Annotated in this window: 13 protein-coding genes and 1 pseudogene; 7 read left to right on the top strand and 7 right to left on the bottom strand. The window is 73.5% G+C overall.

Annotation, left to right across the window (positions count from 1 at the left end; all coding sequences use genetic code 11):
* The first annotated feature begins 272 nt into the window (after positions 1-272).
* A complete protein-coding gene (locus tag ACWGIG_RS26750; RefSeq protein WP_453324225.1) occupies positions 273-620 on the top strand; it encodes a hypothetical protein in 348 nt (115 codons plus the stop codon).
* A 40-nt stretch (positions 621-660) separates the two neighbouring features.
* On the opposite strand, the gene ACWGIG_RS26745 is transcribed toward ACWGIG_RS26750, so the two are convergent.
* Genes ACWGIG_RS26745 through ACWGIG_RS26735 form a run of 3 tightly spaced genes read right to left on the bottom strand, consistent with a single transcriptional unit; the run spans position 661 to position 3,802 of the window.
* Positions 661-1,494 carry a sugar phosphate isomerase/epimerase family protein gene (locus ACWGIG_RS26745; protein WP_453324224.1) on the bottom strand — a complete coding sequence of 278 codons (834 nt, stop codon included), beginning with the start codon at positions 1,492-1,494 and terminating at the stop codon, positions 661-663.
* Complete coding sequence (locus ACWGIG_RS26740) at positions 1,491-2,645, bottom strand: dihydrodipicolinate synthase family protein (RefSeq protein WP_453324227.1); 1,155 nt, start codon at positions 2,643-2,645, stop codon at positions 1,491-1,493. Before ACWGIG_RS26740 ends, ACWGIG_RS26745 begins: the two co-directional genes overlap by 4 nt.
* A 5-nt stretch (positions 2,646-2,650) precedes the next feature.
* Complete coding sequence (locus ACWGIG_RS26735) at positions 2,651-3,802, bottom strand: Gfo/Idh/MocA family protein (RefSeq protein WP_453324223.1); 1,152 nt, start codon at positions 3,800-3,802, stop codon at positions 2,651-2,653.
* 169 nt (positions 3,803-3,971) lie between these two features.
* Here ACWGIG_RS26735 and ACWGIG_RS26730 point away from each other — a divergent pair, with 169 nt between their 5' ends.
* Both ACWGIG_RS26730 and ACWGIG_RS26725 read left to right on the top strand, forming a co-directional pair.
* The gene (locus ACWGIG_RS26730) at positions 3,972-5,039 is read left to right on the top strand and encodes a LacI family DNA-binding transcriptional regulator (protein ID WP_453324222.1); all 1,068 of its coding nucleotides are present in this window, start codon (positions 3,972-3,974) and stop codon (positions 5,037-5,039) included.
* Positions 5,040-5,094: 55 nt separating this feature from the next.
* Positions 5,095-7,122 carry a TerD family protein gene (locus tag ACWGIG_RS26725; RefSeq protein ID WP_453324221.1) on the top strand — a complete coding sequence of 676 codons (2,028 nt, stop codon included), beginning with the start codon at positions 5,095-5,097 and terminating at the stop codon, positions 7,120-7,122.
* Positions 7,123-7,171: 49 nt separating this feature from the next.
* Here the strand turns inward: ACWGIG_RS26725 and ACWGIG_RS26720 are convergent, their stop codons facing one another.
* Both ACWGIG_RS26720 and ACWGIG_RS26715 read right to left on the bottom strand, forming a co-directional pair.
* Positions 7,172-7,912, bottom strand: coding sequence for an SDR family NAD(P)-dependent oxidoreductase (locus tag ACWGIG_RS26720; RefSeq protein ID WP_453324220.1), 741 nt, complete (start codon positions 7,910-7,912; stop codon positions 7,172-7,174).
* Between the two features lie 161 nt (positions 7,913-8,073).
* Positions 8,074-8,952 (bottom strand): ABC transporter substrate-binding protein, encoded by an 879-nt coding sequence (locus ACWGIG_RS26715; protein ID WP_453324219.1) that lies wholly within the window; start codon positions 8,950-8,952, stop codon positions 8,074-8,076.
* Positions 8,953-9,065: 113 nt separating this feature from the next.
* Between ACWGIG_RS26715 and ACWGIG_RS26710 the strand changes: the two genes are divergently transcribed.
* Together ACWGIG_RS26710 and ACWGIG_RS26705 are read left to right on the top strand one after the other, a co-directional pair.
* The gene (locus ACWGIG_RS26710; protein WP_453324218.1) at positions 9,066-10,061 is read left to right on the top strand and encodes a bifunctional helix-turn-helix transcriptional regulator/GNAT family N-acetyltransferase; all 996 of its coding nucleotides are present in this window, start codon (positions 9,066-9,068) and stop codon (positions 10,059-10,061) included.
* Positions 10,058-10,846, top strand: a pseudogene (locus tag ACWGIG_RS26705) (sugar phosphate isomerase/epimerase family protein); the annotation flags it as partial. The gene ACWGIG_RS26710 and the pseudogene ACWGIG_RS26705, both read left to right, overlap by 4 nt.
* Here the strand turns inward: ACWGIG_RS26705 and ACWGIG_RS26700 are convergent.
* The gene (locus ACWGIG_RS26700) at positions 10,731-11,708 is read right to left on the bottom strand and encodes an EamA family transporter (protein ID WP_453324226.1); all 978 of its coding nucleotides are present in this window, start codon (positions 11,706-11,708) and stop codon (positions 10,731-10,733) included. The pseudogene ACWGIG_RS26705 and the gene ACWGIG_RS26700 sit on opposite strands and share 116 nt — an antisense overlap.
* 124 nt (positions 11,709-11,832) lie before the next feature.
* Between ACWGIG_RS26700 and ACWGIG_RS26695 the strand changes: the two genes are divergently transcribed.
* Positions 11,833-12,738, top strand: a complete 906-nt coding sequence (locus tag ACWGIG_RS26695; protein WP_453324217.1) for a LysR family transcriptional regulator — start codon at positions 11,833-11,835, stop codon at positions 12,736-12,738.
* 9 nt (positions 12,739-12,747) lie between these two features.
* Here ACWGIG_RS26695 and ACWGIG_RS26690 read toward each other — a convergent pair whose 3' ends face one another.
* The gene (locus ACWGIG_RS26690) at positions 12,748-14,586 is read right to left on the bottom strand and encodes a glycoside hydrolase family 3 protein (protein WP_453324216.1); all 1,839 of its coding nucleotides are present in this window, start codon (positions 14,584-14,586) and stop codon (positions 12,748-12,750) included.
* A gap of 495 nt (positions 14,587-15,081) precedes the next feature.
* On the opposite strand from ACWGIG_RS26690, the gene ACWGIG_RS26685 reads away from it, so the two are divergent.
* Positions 15,082-15,722, top strand: a 641-nt coding sequence (locus ACWGIG_RS26685; protein WP_453324215.1) for a hypothetical protein, incomplete at its 3' end; no start/stop codon positions are given.

Here is a 15,722-nt window from a genome sequence, read left to right as displayed (position 1 = left end):
GGCGGCCGGGCGGGCCCCCCGGGGGGGGCGGGGGTGGCCGGGGGGGGGGGCGGGGTGCCGGGGGGGGCCCGGGCGGGGGCCGCGCAACCACGCCCCCCCCCCCACCGGGCGCCACGACTCGACAGGGCGGAACGACTCCGCAGGCAGGGCGGACCCGGCCGGCAGGGCTGGATCCGCCTGCCGGCCGGGTACGTGGCGGCTGAGTACGTGGCGGCCGGGATCTGAGTACCTGGGCGGCTGTGCGGCGGCGCCGGTTCGCGTGGGATGGGGGCATGAAGACCCCCGGCTCCCTCTCCGGTCCCGCCCTGCCGTTCCCTGACGTACTGCCGAAGGACCGCACGCGGTTCTGGGCCGCCTTCGCCGCTTTCATCTTCGTGCCGGCGGCCGTGCTGGTCGGTGTGCTCACGCTGACCTCGGAGCGGGCCTCGCGATGTCTGACGTACGGGGAGCAGTGCGCGACCGGGCTGCCCGAGTGGATGTTCGGGTGGAGTCTCGGCGTCGGGGCCGTGGCGCTCGTCGTGGCCCTGGCCGCGTCGGCCGTGCGGGTGCGGCAGGTGGCGCTGGCCACCCAGGCCCTCGCCGAGTGCGCCGCACTGCTGGCCATCCTCGGCCACGTGTGAGCGCACCCCGAGCGGCCGAAGCACCCCGGCCGCAAAGGGTTCAGAGCACGTGCTCCCGGTAGCGTTCCGCCACCTCCGCCAGGGCCTCCGCGCCGTCCCTGGCCCACAGGTCCTCGTTGAAGATCTCGACCTCGATCGGGCCGGTGAAGCCGGTCGCGTCGACCTGTTCCCGGAAGCTCCGCATGTCGATGCTTCCGTCGCCCAACTGGCCGCGTCCCAGCAGCACTCCGGCCGGGAGCGGCGTGATCCAGTCCGCGACCTGGAAGGAGTGGATGCGGCCGGTGGCCCCCGCGCGCGCGATGTGCGCGGGCGCGAGGTCGTCCCACCAGACGTGGTAGGTGTCGACGACGACGCCCACCTGCGAGGCGGGGAAGCGTTCGGCCAGGTCGAGGGCCTGGCCCAGGGTCGACACCACGCACCGGTCGGACGCGAACATCGGGTGCAGCGGCTCGATGGCGAGGCGGACGCCTCGTGCGAAGGCGTACGGGCCGAGGGCGGCGAGCGCGTCGGCGATACGTTCGCGAGCGCCCGCCAAGTCGCGGCTGCCGGGCGGGAGTCCGCCCGACACGAGGACCAGGGTGTCGGTGCCGAGGGTGGCCGCCTCGTCGATCGCGGCCCGGTTGTCGTCGAGCGCACGGGCCCGTTCGGCCTCGTCGACGGCGGTGAAGAAGCCGCCCCGGCACAGGCTCGTGACCGTGAGTCCGGCGTCGCGCATCAGCTTGGCCGCGCGCTCGGCCCCGTACTCCTGGACGGGCGCCCGCCAGAGGCCGACCGAGCCGATGCCCGCTGCCGCGCACCCCTCGGCGAGTTCCTCCAGAGACCATTGCTTGAGGGTCTCCTGGTTGATGCTCAGGCGGGCGAGGTCGGCGGTCACTGGGCCACTCCGTGCACGGTCAGCAGCGCCCGCATACGGGTCGCCGCGAGTTCGGGGTCGGGGAACAGGCCTGTTCCGTCCGCCAGTTGGTAGGCCCGCGCCAGGTGCGGCAGCGAGCGCGCCGATTGGAGGCCGCCGACCATGGTGAAGTGCGACTGGTGGCCGGCCAGCCAGGCGAGGAGGACGACCCCCGTCTTGTAGAACCGGGTCGGCGTCCGGAACAGGTGCCGGGACAGCTCGACCGTCGGGTCGAGGAGCCCCCGGAAGCCCTCCGTGTCGCCCGTGTCGAGGACGCGGACCGCGTGGGCGGCCAGTGGTCCGAGCGGGTCGAAGATTCCCAACAGTGCGTGGGAGAAGCCGTGTTCGTCGCCCGCGATCAGTTCGGGGTAGTGGAAGTCGTCGCCGGTGTAGCAGCGGACGCCGTCCGGCAGGCGGCGGCGCAGGTCCACCTCGCGCCGGGCGTCCAGCAACGACACCTTGATGCCGTCGATCTTGTCGGGGTGGGCGGCGAGGACCTGGAGGAAGGTCTCGGTCGCGGCGTCCAGGTCGGCGGACCCCCAGTACCCCTCCAGTGCCGGGTCGAACATCGGTCCCAGCCAGTGCAGGATCACGGGCTCGCCCGCCTGCCGGAGCAGATGGCCGTACGTGGCGAGGTAGTCCTCGGGGCCGGTCGCAGCGGCGGCCAGGGCGCGCGAGGCCATCAGGACGGCCTGGGCGCCGGACGCCTCGACGAGGGCGAGCTGCTCCTCGTACGCAGCCGTGACGGTCGCCATGTCGTGCGTGCCGGGCGGGAGTTGGTCCGTACCCACTCCGCAGGCGATCGCGCCGCCGACCGACTTCGCCTCGGCGGCCGAGCGGCGGATCAGCTCGGCCGCGCCCGCCCAGTCGAGACCCATGCCGCGCTGTGCGGTGTCCATGGCCTCGGCGACCCCGAGCCCGTGCGACCACAGGTGGCGGCGGAAGGCGAGGGTGGAGTCCCAGTCGACGGCCGCGGCCTGGTCGGGTGACGTGTCGGCGTACGGGTCGGCGACGACGTGGGCGGCGGAGAAGACCGTACGGGAGACGAGCGGGGCGCCACCCGGCACGTACGAGGACGGTTCGCTGCGCGGCGCGTACGAGAACGTGCCCCCACCGGCGGCGGGAAGTGTCAGCGCGCTCACAGCGAAAGCTCCGGGACGTCGTAACGGCGCCCGTCCGCGGACGATTTGAGGCCCAGCTCGGCGAGCTGGACGCCCCGTGCGCCCGCGAGGAGGTCCCAGGCGTAGGGCTCGTCGAGGACGACGTGGCGCAGGAAGAGCTCCCACTGGGCCTTGAAGCCGTTGTCGAAGACGGCGTTGTCGGGGACGTCCTGCCACTGGTCGCGGAAGGGTTCGGTGACCGGGAGGTCGGGGTTCCAGACCGGCTTGGGGGTGGCGGAGCGGTGCTGGACGCGGCAGACGCGCAGTCCGGCGACGGCGGAGCCGTGGGTGCCGTCGACCTGGAACTCGACCAGTTCGTCGCGGTGGACGCGGACCGCCCAGGAGGAGTTGATCTGGGCGACGGCGCCGCTCTCCAGCTGGAAGATGCCGTAGGCGGAGTCGTCGGCGGTGGCCGGGTAGGGCTTGGCGTGCTCGTCCCAGCGCCTCGGGACGTGCGTGGCGACGTGTGCGGTGACGGTGGTGACGCGGCCGAACAGCTCGTGCAGGACGTACTCCCAGTGCGGGAACATGTCGACGACGATGCCGCCGCCGTCCTCGGCCCGGTAGTTCCAGGACGGGCGCTGCGCGTCCTGCCAGTCGCCCTCGAAGACCCAGTAGCCGAACTCGCCCCGGACGGAGAGGATTTCACCGAAGAAGCCGCCCTCGACGAGGCGCTTCAGCTTGAGCAGTCCGGGGAGGAAGATCTTGTCCTGGACGACGCCGTGCTTGATGCCGGCGGCGCGGGCGAGGCGGGCCAGTTCGAGGGCGCCTTCGACGCCGGTGGCGGTGGGCTTCTCGGTGTAGAGGTGCTTCCCGGCGGCGATGGCCTGCCGGAGGGCCTCTTCGCGGGCGGAGGTGACCTGGGCGTCGAAGTAGATGTCGACGCTCTCGTCGGCGAGGACGGCCGCCAGGTCGGTGGACCACTCCTCGATGCCGTGCTCGGCCGCCATGGAGCGCAGCGCGTGCTCGCGCCGGCCGACCAGGACCGGCTCGGGCCACAGGACGTCGCCGTTGCCGAGGTCGAGGCCGCCCTGCTCGCGGATCGCGAGTATGGAGCGTACGAGGTGCTGGCGGTACCCCATCCGTCCGGTGACGCCGTTCATGGCGATCCGCACCGTCTTGCGTGTCACGTCAGTCCCCTTCGTACAGCCCGATGTACGTCTCGTACGCATTTAGAAAGCGCTTTCTATACGCTACGAGCCAAGAAGCTAACCTGTGCACGGCGGTGCGACAAGCCCCGGCGGCAGACCGGACGAGGACGGATGAGGGCAGCCACATGGCAGTGACGGGGACGCACGCATGACAGTGACGTTGGCGGACGTGGCGCACCGCGCCCAGGTGTCCCCGGCCACGGTTTCCCGTGTCCTGAACGGCAATTACCCGGTGGCGGAGGCGACCCGCGCCCGCGTGCTGCGTGCGGTCGCCGACCTGGACTACGTGGTGAACGGCCCGGCGAGCGCGCTGGCCGCCGCCACGTCCGACCTGGTCGGCATCCTGGTCAACGACATCGCGGACCCGTTCTTCGGGATCATGGCCGGGGCCGCCCAGTCCCGGATCGGCGGCCCGGACGGGACGGCGCGCACGGGCGGCGAGAAACTGGCCGTCGTCTGCAACACGGGCGGCTCCCCCGCGCGCGAGCTCACCTACCTCACCCTCCTCCAGCGCCAGCGCGCAGCCGCCGTGATCCTCACCGGCGGCGCGATCGAGGACGCCGAGCACTCGGCGGCGGTGGCCGCGAAGCTGACGAAGCTGGCGGCGGCGGGCACCCGCATCGTGCTGTGCGGCCGGCCCGCGCTCCCCGCCCCGCAGGACGCCGCCGTCACCGCCACCCTCTCCTTCGCCAACCGCGCCGGCGCCCGCCGCCTCACCGAGCACCTCCTGGCCCTCGGCCACACCCGCATCGGCTACGTCGCGGGCCCCGCCGAGCGCACCACGACCCGCCACCGACTGGAGGGCCACCGCGAGGCCCTGCGCGGAGCGGGCGTCCGGTACGACCCCGCGCTCACCCTCCACGGCCCGTACGACCGCGCCTCGGGCCACGCGGCCCTTCCCGAACTCCTCGCCGCAGCACCGGACCTGACGGCGGTCGTCGCCGCCAACGACACCATCGCCCTCGGCGTCTGCGCCGCCGCACGCGCACGCGGCCTGCGCGTCCCCGCAGACCTCTCGGTCGCCGGCTTCGACGATCTCCCGTCGGCGACGGACACGGTGCCGGCGCTCACGACCGTACGACTGCCGCTGTACGAGGCGGGGGCACGGGCCGGTCAGCTGGCGACGTCGGCGGAGCAGCCGGCCGGGCCCGGGGCGGTGGAGACGGTTGCGGCGGAGCTGGTGGTGCGGGGCTCGACGGGGCGACCGAACAAGTAGGACAAATCGCCATTCCGCTTGAGGGTGACTGCCTCGTCGCCCCATCCTTCTCCTCATGACCTTCACCCCTTCCTCACCTCTCGGCATCCACCGCCTACCGGATCTGCCGGACTACGCCCACGACTGGGCCCTGGTGGACGTCGAGACGTCGGGGCTGACGGCCCGCAGGGACCGGGTGCTGTCGGTCGCGGTGATCACGCTCGGCCCGGACGGTGGGCAGACGGGCGAGTTCGCCACGCTGCTCGACCCCGGCTGCGACCCCGGGCGGGTCGACATCCACGGCCTGACCCGGGAACGGCTGCGCGGGGCACCGGCCTTCGGGCAGGTCGCGGGGCAGCTCGGGGCGATGCTCCAGGGCCGGGTGATGGTCGCGCACAACGCCCAGTTCGACTACGACTTCCTGGCGCACGAGTTCACCAGGGCCGGGCTTTCGCTGCCCGTCGCCCGGCGGCTGTGCACCCTGTCCCTCAACCGGCAGCTGGACCCGCCCACCGCCGACCTCAAGCTGGGCACGCTGGCCGCCCACTACGGCGTACCGCAGCTCCGCGCGCACGACGCGCTGGACGACACCCGGACGCTGGCCGGCATCCTGCGGGCGTCCCTGGCGGGGGCCGCGCAACTGGACGTACCGCTGCCGCTGGTGCCGTGCCCGCCCAGGCAGGACGCGCAGTTCACCCCACAGCCGGCCAAGTCGCCGTGCGCCTACCGCAATCCCGGCCGGGCCGCGCCCGGCGGGCCGCTGGTGCAGGGCATGAAGGTGGCCGTCACCGGCGACACCGACACCGAGCGGGCGGAGCTGGTGGCCCGCGCGGTGGCCGCCGGGCTGAACGTCATGGGCTCGGTCAGCAGGCACACCAGCGTCCTGGTCACCAATGACAGCGCCACCGGCTCGGCGAAGGCCCGCCGGGCGCTGACCGAGGGCGTCCCGGTCGTCGACGAGCCCACCTTCCTGCGGCTGCTGGGCGAGGTACGGGCGGGGACGCCGCACGACGCTCCCGCGCAGCCGTCGGCGGCTCCGGCGTGGGAGCGGCCCGCATCCGTGCCCGCGGCTGCGCCTGTGCCGTGGCCCACCCCCGAGCCCGCCGCGGAGCCCGCCCCTGAGCCCGCGGGGCCCGCCCCCGAGTCCTTCGCGGAGCCCGTCGTGGGGACCGTCGCGGAGCCCGCGGGGCCCGCCCCCGAATCCGCCGCGGAGCCCGCCGTGGGGACCGTCGCGGAGCCCGTCGCTGGGCCGGAGCCTCGGCCGGGGCCCTCCGCGGCGGTTCCCGCCCCCCGGACCCCGAAGCACACCGGCCCCCTCTCCGGCCGCCGCGTCCTCGTCCTCGGCGGTACGCACCCGGAGGCGGCCTCGTACCGCACCCGCGTGGTGGAGCTGGGCGGTTCGGCGGCCGTGAACCTCTCCGCGAGCGTCACCGACGTCCTCGTGCTCCCCGGCGGCGAGAAGGACCGCCGGATGAAGCGGATCGGCACGCTCGCCGTCCCCGCCCACGCGCCGGACTGGCTGGACGGGCCGATCCCCGCGTACGAACCGGGCACCGCCTTCCGCCCGCACGCACCGCAGATCATGCCGCGCGGCGGTGTGGTGGACCTGCCCGCGCTGCGGGCGGGCACGCCGCTGCTGGTCACCGCCACCTGGGGGTCCCGTACGGCCTGCGCGATCGATGTCGTCGCGTTCGTCCTGGACGAGGACGAACAGGTCTCCTTCGACGAGGACTTCATCTTCTTCGGCACCCCGGAGAACCCCGCCGGTACGGTACGCCTGCTCACCGACGGTCCCGCCGAGCAGACCGTCACCGCCGACCTCGCGGCCCTTCCCCCGGCCGCCCGCCGGGTGGTCGTGGCAGCCGCCGTCGACGGGACGGCGACCTTCAAGGACGTGGGCCCGCTGCAGATCGCGGCGTCCCTGGGCAGCGGCGGGGCGGCCCTCGCCCGGGCCACGCTGGACGCCGCGACCACCGAACGGACCATGCTGCTGGGCGAGTTCTACCGCCGCGCGGGGCAGTGGCGGTTCCGGGCCGTGGGCCAGGGGTACGACCACGGCCTCGAAGCCCTGGCCCGCGGCTACGGCGTCGACATCGCCGACTGAGCCCGGACCGGGGGGCCGGCGGCCCAGGGGTCCCCGGGCGGGCGTCGCCTCAGCGCCCGCCCGCCACCCGCAGCACCGTTCCCGTGGTGTACGAGGCGTCCGGGGAGAGGAGCCAGCCGACGGCGGCGGCGATCTCGGCGGGGGCGCAGGCGCGGCGCAGCGGGATGTCGGGGGCCATGCGGGACGGGCGGTCGGGGTCGCCCATGGTGGCGTGCATGTCGGTTTCGGTGAGGCCGGGGGCGACCGCGTTGACGCGGATGCCGTCGGGGCCGAGCTCCTTGGAGAGGCCGAGGGTGAGGGTGTCGACGGCGGCCTTGGACGCGGCGTAGTGGACGTACTCGCCGGGGCTGCCGAGGGTGGCCGCGCCCGAGGAGACGTTGACGATGGCGCCGCCGCCGTTCGCCGTCATGTCGCGGGCGGCGCGGCGGCAGCACAGCAGGGTGCCGAAGAGGTTGACGTCGACGACGCGGCGCAGGTCCTCGGTGGTGGCGTCGGCGAGGCGCGAGAGCCTGCCGGTGACGCCGGCGTTGTTGACGAGGCCGGTGAGCGGGCCGAGGCCGGCCGTCGCGGTGTCGAAGAGACGCTCGACGTCCGCCTCCCGGGAGGTGTCGGCCCGTACGACGAGGCAGCGCGCCCCGGCCGCCCGCACGGCCTCCGCGGTCTCCTGCGCGGCGGCCTCGTCCTGTACGTACGCGAGCGCGATGTCATGACCGTCGGCCGCCAGACGCAGGCAGGTCGCGGCCCCGATGCCTCGGCTGCCGCCGGTGACGAGAGTGATCGGACGTGACATGGGGTGCCTCCTGTGGCTCGTGCGTCGCGCTCCCCGCATGATCCACCAGAGGGCCCGGCGGTCGGCCCGCGGGTCCACGGGCCGGACGCTCAGCCGCTGTGCCGTTCAGCCACTGTGCCGCTCTGCCGCTGTATCCCTGTACCGCTGTGCCGCTCAGCCGCTCAGCCGTTCAGCGCCTCCGCGACGCCCTCGAAGAATCCGGTGTGGGCCGTGCTGCTCGCGGGGAGTTCCGGGTTCCACGGGAGTACGCGGACACCACCGCCCCGGGAGGCGTCCAGCCGGGAGGCGTCCAGCCGGGAGGCGTCCAGGGGCGCCGCGTTCGCGCGTACGTCCGCGAGGACGATGCGCGGGGCCAGGGCCGCGGCCGTTCCCCACGGCACCGTGGCCCAGTTCGCGCCGCCCTCCGGAGGCGGGGCGAGGAGGGGGACGCCGAGCGCGGTCAGGGCGCGCAGGTCGGGCCAGGCGTGCGGGCGGGCCAGGTGGGCCTCGGTGTCACCGGCCGGTGAGAGGGCGAGGATCGGCGGGGTCTCGGCGCTGACCAGGGACTTCAACCTGGCCTGGGCGTCGGCCAGCCGGTGCTCGGCGTCCCGTGGTTCGGCGCCGCCGAGGCTTGCCGCGAGCGCGGCGAAGTTCTCCCGTACCTCCCACAGGGAGCGGCCCTGGCCGACATCGATCACGACCACCGGGATCTGCTCCTCCAGGTGCTTGGCCGCGTCCGGTTCCAGCCCGTAGACCGCGCCGCCGCCGTAGCTGACGGCGACGAGCAGGTCCGCCCCCGAGGCGAGGACCTCGGCGGGATCGACGCTCGCGCCCGCACCGTAATAGGTGGGCCCGGCGAGGGAGAGGCGGCCGGACTTGGCACGGTCGGGGGTGGGGCCGTCGTGGTGGGAGCCGAAGATCCCGACCGGACGCAGACCGTGGTCCCAGAGGGTCGCGCCTGCCTGGATGTATGCGGCGATACGGGTGGGGCGCGCAGGGAGGGACGCCAACTGGCCTCGGGAGTCGGTGAATTGCCAGCCGGATGCGGGGGTTCGAGTCATGGGCGACTCCTGCCCCGTACGACTGTTCCCTACGCCGTTCCCTTGCCGCACCCGGCGGCATACCTTTGACTCAGTCAAAGGTATGCCCAGGGAGACCAGGACGGGAGCACCTCATGACCATCCACGAAATGCGTGCCTTCAACCGGTTCTACACGAATCTGATCGGCGCGCTGGACTACAGCCGCCACCTCTCCGCCCCGTACACCCTCACCGAGTCCCGGGTGCTGTACGAGCTGGCGCACGACCGCCGCACCGACGCCGCCGACCTGCGGTCCCGACTGCGCCTGGACGCCGGGTACTTGAGCCGTCTGCTCAGCAGGTTCGAGCGGGACGGGCTGGTGGAGCGCACCGCCTCCCCGCACGATCCGCGCCGCCAGCGGGTCGTCCTCACCCCGCACGGGCGCGAGGCGGCGTCCCTGCTCGACGAGCGGTCGCGGGAGGCGGTGGGCGTGCTGCTGTCCCGCGTGCCGCCCGAGTCGCGGGAGCGGATGGTGCACGGGATGCGGGAGGTGCGGGAGGCACTGGAGAGCCGGGACGGTGCGGCCGGGGCCCTCCCGGAGCCGGTGCTGCGGGAGCCGGGGCCCGGGGACCTCGGGTGGATCGTGGCCAGGCACGGGGCGCTGTACGCGGCCGAGTTCGGGTGGAACGTGGAGTTCGAGGGCCTCGTCGCGGGCATCGTCGCCGGGTTCGCGCAGGACCACGACCCGCATCTGGAGCGGGTGTGGATCGCCGAGCTGGACGGGCGGCCGGTCGGGAGTGTGATGTGCGTACGGGACGGGGACGCGCCGGGGTCGGCGACGGCCCGGCTGCGGCTGCTGCTCGTCGAGCCGTCCGCGCGCGGGCACCGGATCGGCGAGCGGCTGGTGTCCGCCGTGGTGGATTTCGCGCGCGACGCGGGGTACCGGGAAGTGGTGCTGTGGACCAATGACGTGCTGGCCGCCGCACGGAAGATCTACCGGCGGGCCGGGTTCGTCCTGGTCTCGCAGCAGCCGCACCGGTCGTACGGGGCGGATCTCGTCGGCCAGGACTGGCGGCTGGATCTGACCGCAGGACCGGAGGCATCGAACGCTGGAACTACCGCAGAAACAGAAGGAGTTGTCGCACAGTGAAGCTGGCCTTTTCCACCCTCGGCGTCCCCGGCATGCCGATGCCCGATGTCGTCGCGCTCGCCACCGCGACCGGTTTCCAGGGCGTCGAACTGCGCGCCCATCCCGAGGAGCCTGTGCATCCGGGGATCGGGGCGAAGGAGCGGGCCGAGGTGGTCGCGACGTTCGCCGCCGCCGGGGTCGAGATCCTGACCGTCGCCGGGTACGCGAAGGTCGCGGCGGCGGGCGAGGACGGACCCGTGCTGGACGAGATCCGGGATCTGCTGGAGCTGGCCCGCGATCTGGGCGCACCGTTCGTGCGGGTCTTCCCGGGTGCCGGGGAACCGGAAGGCACGGCAGACCCGGAAGGCGGCGACGCGCGGGCCGCCCGGCGGCTGGGCGCGGCGGCCCAGGCCGCCGACGAGTGCGGCGTACGCATCCTCCTCGAAACCCACGACTCGCACCGGACCGGCGTCGACGCGGCCCGCGTGGTCGCCGCCGTCGGCCACAAGGACATCGGCGCCCTCTGGGACGTCATGCACACCTGGCTGGGCGGCGAGACCCCCACCACCTCGCACGGCGTCCTCGCCCCGCACCTCGGCTACGTACAGGTGAAGGACATCGCGTCGGCCGACGACACCACCCCGCTCGCGCTCGGCGCCGGAGTGCTGCCGCTCGCCGAGTGCCTCTCCCTCATCGACCCGGACGGCTGGGTGTGCTGGGAGTACGAGAAGCGCTGGTACCCGGCGGCGGCGGAACTTCCCGGGCTGCTGGCGGCGGGACGGGAGCGCCTGGCACTGCTGGCGTCGCAGCCGCCTTCGTGAACCGGAACTGGGCCAGCGCCACCCCGCCCACCAGCAGCGCCGCCGCGCACCACCGCAGACCGCTGACCTGCTCGTCGAGCAGCAGCGCCGCGGACGTCATGCCGAAGACCGGCACCAGGAGCGTGAAGGGCGCCACGGAGGAGGCGGGGTGGCGGCTGAGCAGGAACCCCCAGGCCCCGAAGCCGAAGACGGTGACGACCCAGGCGACGTAGAGGATGATGCCCGCGCCCGTCCAGTCGAGTGCGGCGAGGGCCGCGACGTCCCGGTCCCAGCCCTCGAAGAGGAGTGACAGGGCGAGAAGCGGAAGCACGGGGACCGTCGACACCCAGACCATGAAGTTGAGGGGGTCGGGGGCGGCGGCCCTGCGGGTGAGGACGTTGGACACGCCCCAGCAGGCCGCGGCGGCGACGACCAGGACGAAGGCGAGCACGGGACCGCTCGCCCCTTCGTCGTACGCGGCGACGCCGATGCCCGCGAGGGCCACCAGCATCCCCCACTTCCTTGTACGGGTGAGCCGTTCGCCGAGCGTCGCCATGGCGATGACGGCGGTGAAGACGGCCTGTACCTGGAGGACGAGGGAAGACAGCCCGGCGGGCATCCCCTGGTCCATTCCGACGAAGAGCAGCCCGAATTTACCGACCCCCAGTGCGAGCCCGACGCCGATGATCCACTTCCATGCCACCTTCGGGCGCCCCACAAAGAAGACCGCGGGCAGTGCCGCGACCAGGAAGCGGAGGGCGGAGAAGAGCAGCGGCGGGAAGTGGGCGAGGCCGACCTCGATGACGACGAAGTTGACCCCCCAGACGGCGGCGACGACGACCGCCAGGGCGATGTGCGCGGGGCGCATGGGTATGTGCGTGGACATGGGTACGTGCGTGGGCATGGGTCGAGGATCACGCCTGCCGACCCTTTAGCACCAGCACGGATTCCTTCACCATGGGATGAAGCAACGCTTACGAAACGAGGAGCCCGTGCTCGATCTCTCCCGGCTGCGCGCCCTGCACGCGGTGTCCGTCCACGGGTCGGTGGCGGGCGCCGCCGCCGCGCTCGGCTACACCCCGTCGGCGGTCTCCCAGCAGATCGCGAAGCTGGAGCGCGAGACGCGTACGAAACTCGTGGAGCGCCGCGGCCGGGGCATCGCCCTCACCGAGGAGGCCGTCCAACTGGCCGCCACGGCACAGGAGTTGCTCTCGATCGTCGAGCGGGCGGAGACCACTCTGGAGGAGCGGCGGGGCCTGCCGAACGGACGCCTGTCCGTCGGGGCGTTCGCATCGGCGGCAAGGGGCCTGATGCCGGGCGTTCTCGCCGAGCTGGCCCGCCGGCACCCGGCCCTGGACGCCCGCCTGACCGAGGTGGACCCCCATCTCTCCGTCGATCTGGTCGCCAGGGGCGCCCTCGACCTGGCCGTCGCCCACGACTGGGACATCGCCCCGCTGCCCGCCCCGGAGGGCGTCGAGCAGGCCGTCATCGGCGACGACCGCTGCGACCTGCTGGTCCCGGCGGGCCACGCCCTGGCGGGGCGTACGGACGTCCGCCGGGAGGAGCTGGCGGCCGAGCGCTGGATCTGCCAGCCCCCGGGGACGGTCTGCCACGACTGGCTCATGCGCACGCTCCGCGCGGCGGGCTACGAACCGGACATCGCCCACCAGGCGGAGGAGAACCACACCCAACTCGCCCTGATCGCCGCCGGGTTGGGCATCGCGATGATCCCCCGCCTGGGCCGGGGCGCCCTGCCCCGGGGCGTGGTGGCGGTACGGCTGGAACCGGTCCCGGTGCGGAGGCTGTACGCACTGTGGCGGACGGGGGCGGCGCGACGGCCTGCGATCCGGGAGACGGTACGGGTGCTGCAGGGGCGCTGGCAGGAGGCGGCGGCTTAGGTCCGGCCGCTACCCCAGCCCGTACCCCACCGGATACAGCACCTTCGCCGGATCGTCCGCCCGTTGCACCGGCACCGGCAGGCGGCCTCCCGGCCGCACCTTCCCCGCCAGGACCCGCGCCGCCGCCTGCATCTCGACGTCCGTCCAGGAGTACGCGGCCAACTGCGCCCGTACGCCCAGGCCCACCAACTGGGCCACGTCGTAAGGGTTCTGGATCGCGAGCGCCACCACCGGGACGCCCGTCGCCGCCAGCTCCTTGACCAGTGTCCGCTGGGCGCTCGCCGCCGTGACGTTGCGGGTGGCGACGAGGACCGCGTCCGCGCCGGTCCTGGCCGCCGCCACCGCCTCGTCGATCTTCGCGCGTGACGGGGCCGAGCCGGTGGACAGGGCCGTCGCGGTGAAGCCGAGTCCGGTCAGGGTCGCCGCGAGGACTGTGGTCGGCGGCCCCGTCGTCCCCGAGGGCGACGCGGGGTCGACCCCCACCACCAGCACGCGCCGGTGCCGGCGCTTCGAGAGCGGCAGCAGACCGCCCTCGTTGACCAGCAGGGTCGTCGTCGCGTCGGCGATCCGGTCGGCGGCGGACAGGTGGGGGCGGATGCCCACCGTCCGGTCGACGCCCCGGTGCGTGACGTACGGACGGTCGAACAGCCCGCGCCGCGCCTTGAGTTGGAGGATGCGCAGGATCGACTCGTCGAGGCGCGCCTCGGTCAGCTCGCCGCCCTTGACGGCCGCCAGGACCGCCCGCCACGCCACGTCCAGGTTCGGCGGGTTGAGGAGCTGGTCGCAGCCGGCCTTCAGGGCCAGTACGGGTACCCGGTCGTCGCCGTACTTCGTGCGTACGCCCTGCATGCCGAGCGAGTCCGTGACGACGACTCCCCGGTAGCCCAGTTCCTCGCGCAGGATGCCGGTGAGGATGGGGTGGGAGAGGGTGGCCGGGTCCTCGGCGGGGTCGAGCGCCGGGACGACGATGTGGGCGGTCATGATCGAGTCGATGCCGGCGGCGATCGCGGCCCGGAAGGGCGGGGCGTCGAGGGCCGACCATTCCTCGCGGGTGTGGTCGATGTAGGGCAGCTTGTTGTGGCTGTCGTCCTTGGTGTCGCCGTGGCCGGGGAAGTGTTTGGCGGCGGTGGCGATTCCGGCGCCCTGGTAGCCCTTGACCTGCGCCGCCACCAGTGCCGCCACCGACTTCGGCTCGGAGCCGAAGGAGCGGACGCCGATGACGGGGTTGGCGGGGTCGACGTTGACGTCGGCGTCCGGGGCGTAGTTCTGCCGGATTCCCATGGCGAGGAGCTCCGCCCCCGCGATGCGGGCGGCCTCGCGGGCGTCCCGGGTGCCCCGGCGGAAGGCGCCCGCGCCCAGGGCCATCGCACCCGGCAGCAGGGTGGCGGGTCTGCCGACGCGGGCGACGATGCCGTGTTCCTGGTCGGTGGAGATGAGGAGGGGGATGCGGGGTCCCCGGCCGAGGCCCTCGCGCTGGATTCCGTTGGAGAGGTCGGCGATCTGGTGCGGGTCGCGGGTGTTGTGCGCCCAGGCGAAGTAGATGATGCCGCCGACGTGGTACTTGGCGATCAGTCCGGCGGCGTCGCGGACCCCGATCTCCTTCATGTTCGCGTCGATGTCCGCCTGGTCGGGGTCGGTCGCGGTGTGCCCGTACACCCGCATCACGAAGAGCTGCCCGACCTTCTCCTCCAGCGACATGGAGGCGATGAGCCGTCTCAGCCGGTCGGCGGAGGGGCCGGGCCGGCCGGCCGCCACGGCCGGTGCGGCTCCGGTGACGGCCACGGCCACCGCTGCGGCGCTCGCAGCGAGGAGGGTGCGACGGGAGGGACTGGTGAGGTGTTCCGGCACGGTGACCCCTTCGTGAAGCCCTTGAAGGAAACTTCCAGCGGGGTCACACTTGCCCGAAAGTAAGTACCCGTCAATATCCTTGCAGGGATGCGGAGTTGAGGGATCCGGAAGAGGAGGGCGGGGGTGCCCGCCACCGGTGCATTCGGAGGGGGGCGCACCGGTGGCGGGGCGTGCTGCTGGCCGCAGGCGGTTGGAGAGGGGAGTCAGCGAACGCAGCCAGCAGCGTGGGCCGACACCGCTCTGCGGAGACTCACCAGCAGTACGGCAATGGGACGGGGCGGGGCGCGGCTGGGTTCCCGGGAATCGGCAGTTCCCGGGAAAGTTCCCCGACATTGGTGCGGGAGTGAACGGAAGTGGCGGGTGGGGTCTGATTCCGGTCCGTACGGACCCGTACGACGGAATCGCCCCCGTGAGCCTGGCGCGCGCCCGCCCCTGCGCGTCACTCTGGGCAGAACCACATGAATGCCGAAGTGCAGAGGTATCGGGGGATGCTGCATGCGCAGGACATCGGGGACCGTTGCGACATCGGCACGGCAGAGCGTCACGGCACGGGCGGGGGCCGGACCGCTGATCCTGGGACTGGCGCTGGGCCTGATCCTGGGCCTGACGGGCTGCCAGGGGGCCTTCGGCGGCGGTGAGGATCCCGGCAGGTCCGCCGACAACCGGCTGCCCGCCACGCCCTCCGGCTACGGCGCGGTCTTCCTCGATGTCCGCGAGTGCAGTTCGTACGGGAAGACCCCGCGGGAGGTCTCCTGCGCCAGCGAGCGCGCCGCCGCCCGCGTCACCGCCCGCCACAACGGCCCGGCGGGCAACGGCCCTTCCTGCCCGTCCACCACCGACTTCGTCCTGCACATCTCGCAGTCCCGGCCGGAGAGCGACGAGAACGGCGACGGGGTGGTCCCGCGCGGCTACGCCTGCATGCGCAACCTCACCGCCCCGCACCCCGGCGACCCGGGCGGTGGCGGCGGCCCGCACACGGTCGTCGGGGACTGTGTGTACGAGACGGGCGGCGGCCAGGTCAAGGAGACGCCGTGCGACGGATCGGGCGACCGGGGCCCGGAGTTCAAGGTGGTGCGGGCGGTCACCGGACGGGACCTGTGCCCGGCCGCCACCCAGCTGTACGTACAGCTGGGTGG

The sequence above is a fragment of the Streptomyces sp. NPDC054863 genome (assembly GCF_053610825.1).
Note: the sequence above shows the minus strand (reverse complement) of the source record. Positions and strands in the feature narration are given on the sequence as shown.

Excerpts from the sequence above, each read along its gene's own strand:
- ACWGIG_RS26750 (WP_453324225.1), top strand. The coding sequence starts at position 273 with ATGAAGACCCCCGGCTCCCTCTCCGGTCCCGCCCTGCCGTTCCCTGAC.
- ACWGIG_RS26730 (WP_453324222.1), top strand. The coding sequence starts at position 3,972 with ATGACAGTGACGTTGGCGGACGTGGCGCACCGCGCCCAGGTGTCCCCG.
- ACWGIG_RS26725 (WP_453324221.1), top strand. The coding sequence starts at position 5,095 with ATGACCTTCACCCCTTCCTCACCTCTCGGCATCCACCGCCTACCGGAT.
- ACWGIG_RS26720 (WP_453324220.1), bottom strand. The coding sequence starts at position 7,912 with ATGTCACGTCCGATCACTCTCGTCACCGGCGGCAGCCGAGGCATCGGG.
- ACWGIG_RS26715 (WP_453324219.1), bottom strand. The coding sequence starts at position 8,952 with ATGACTCGAACCCCCGCATCCGGCTGGCAATTCACCGACTCCCGAGGC.
- ACWGIG_RS26710 (WP_453324218.1), top strand. The coding sequence starts at position 9,066 with ATGACCATCCACGAAATGCGTGCCTTCAACCGGTTCTACACGAATCTG.
- ACWGIG_RS26700 (WP_453324226.1), bottom strand. The coding sequence starts at position 11,708 with ATGCGCCCCGCGCACATCGCCCTGGCGGTCGTCGTCGCCGCCGTCTGG.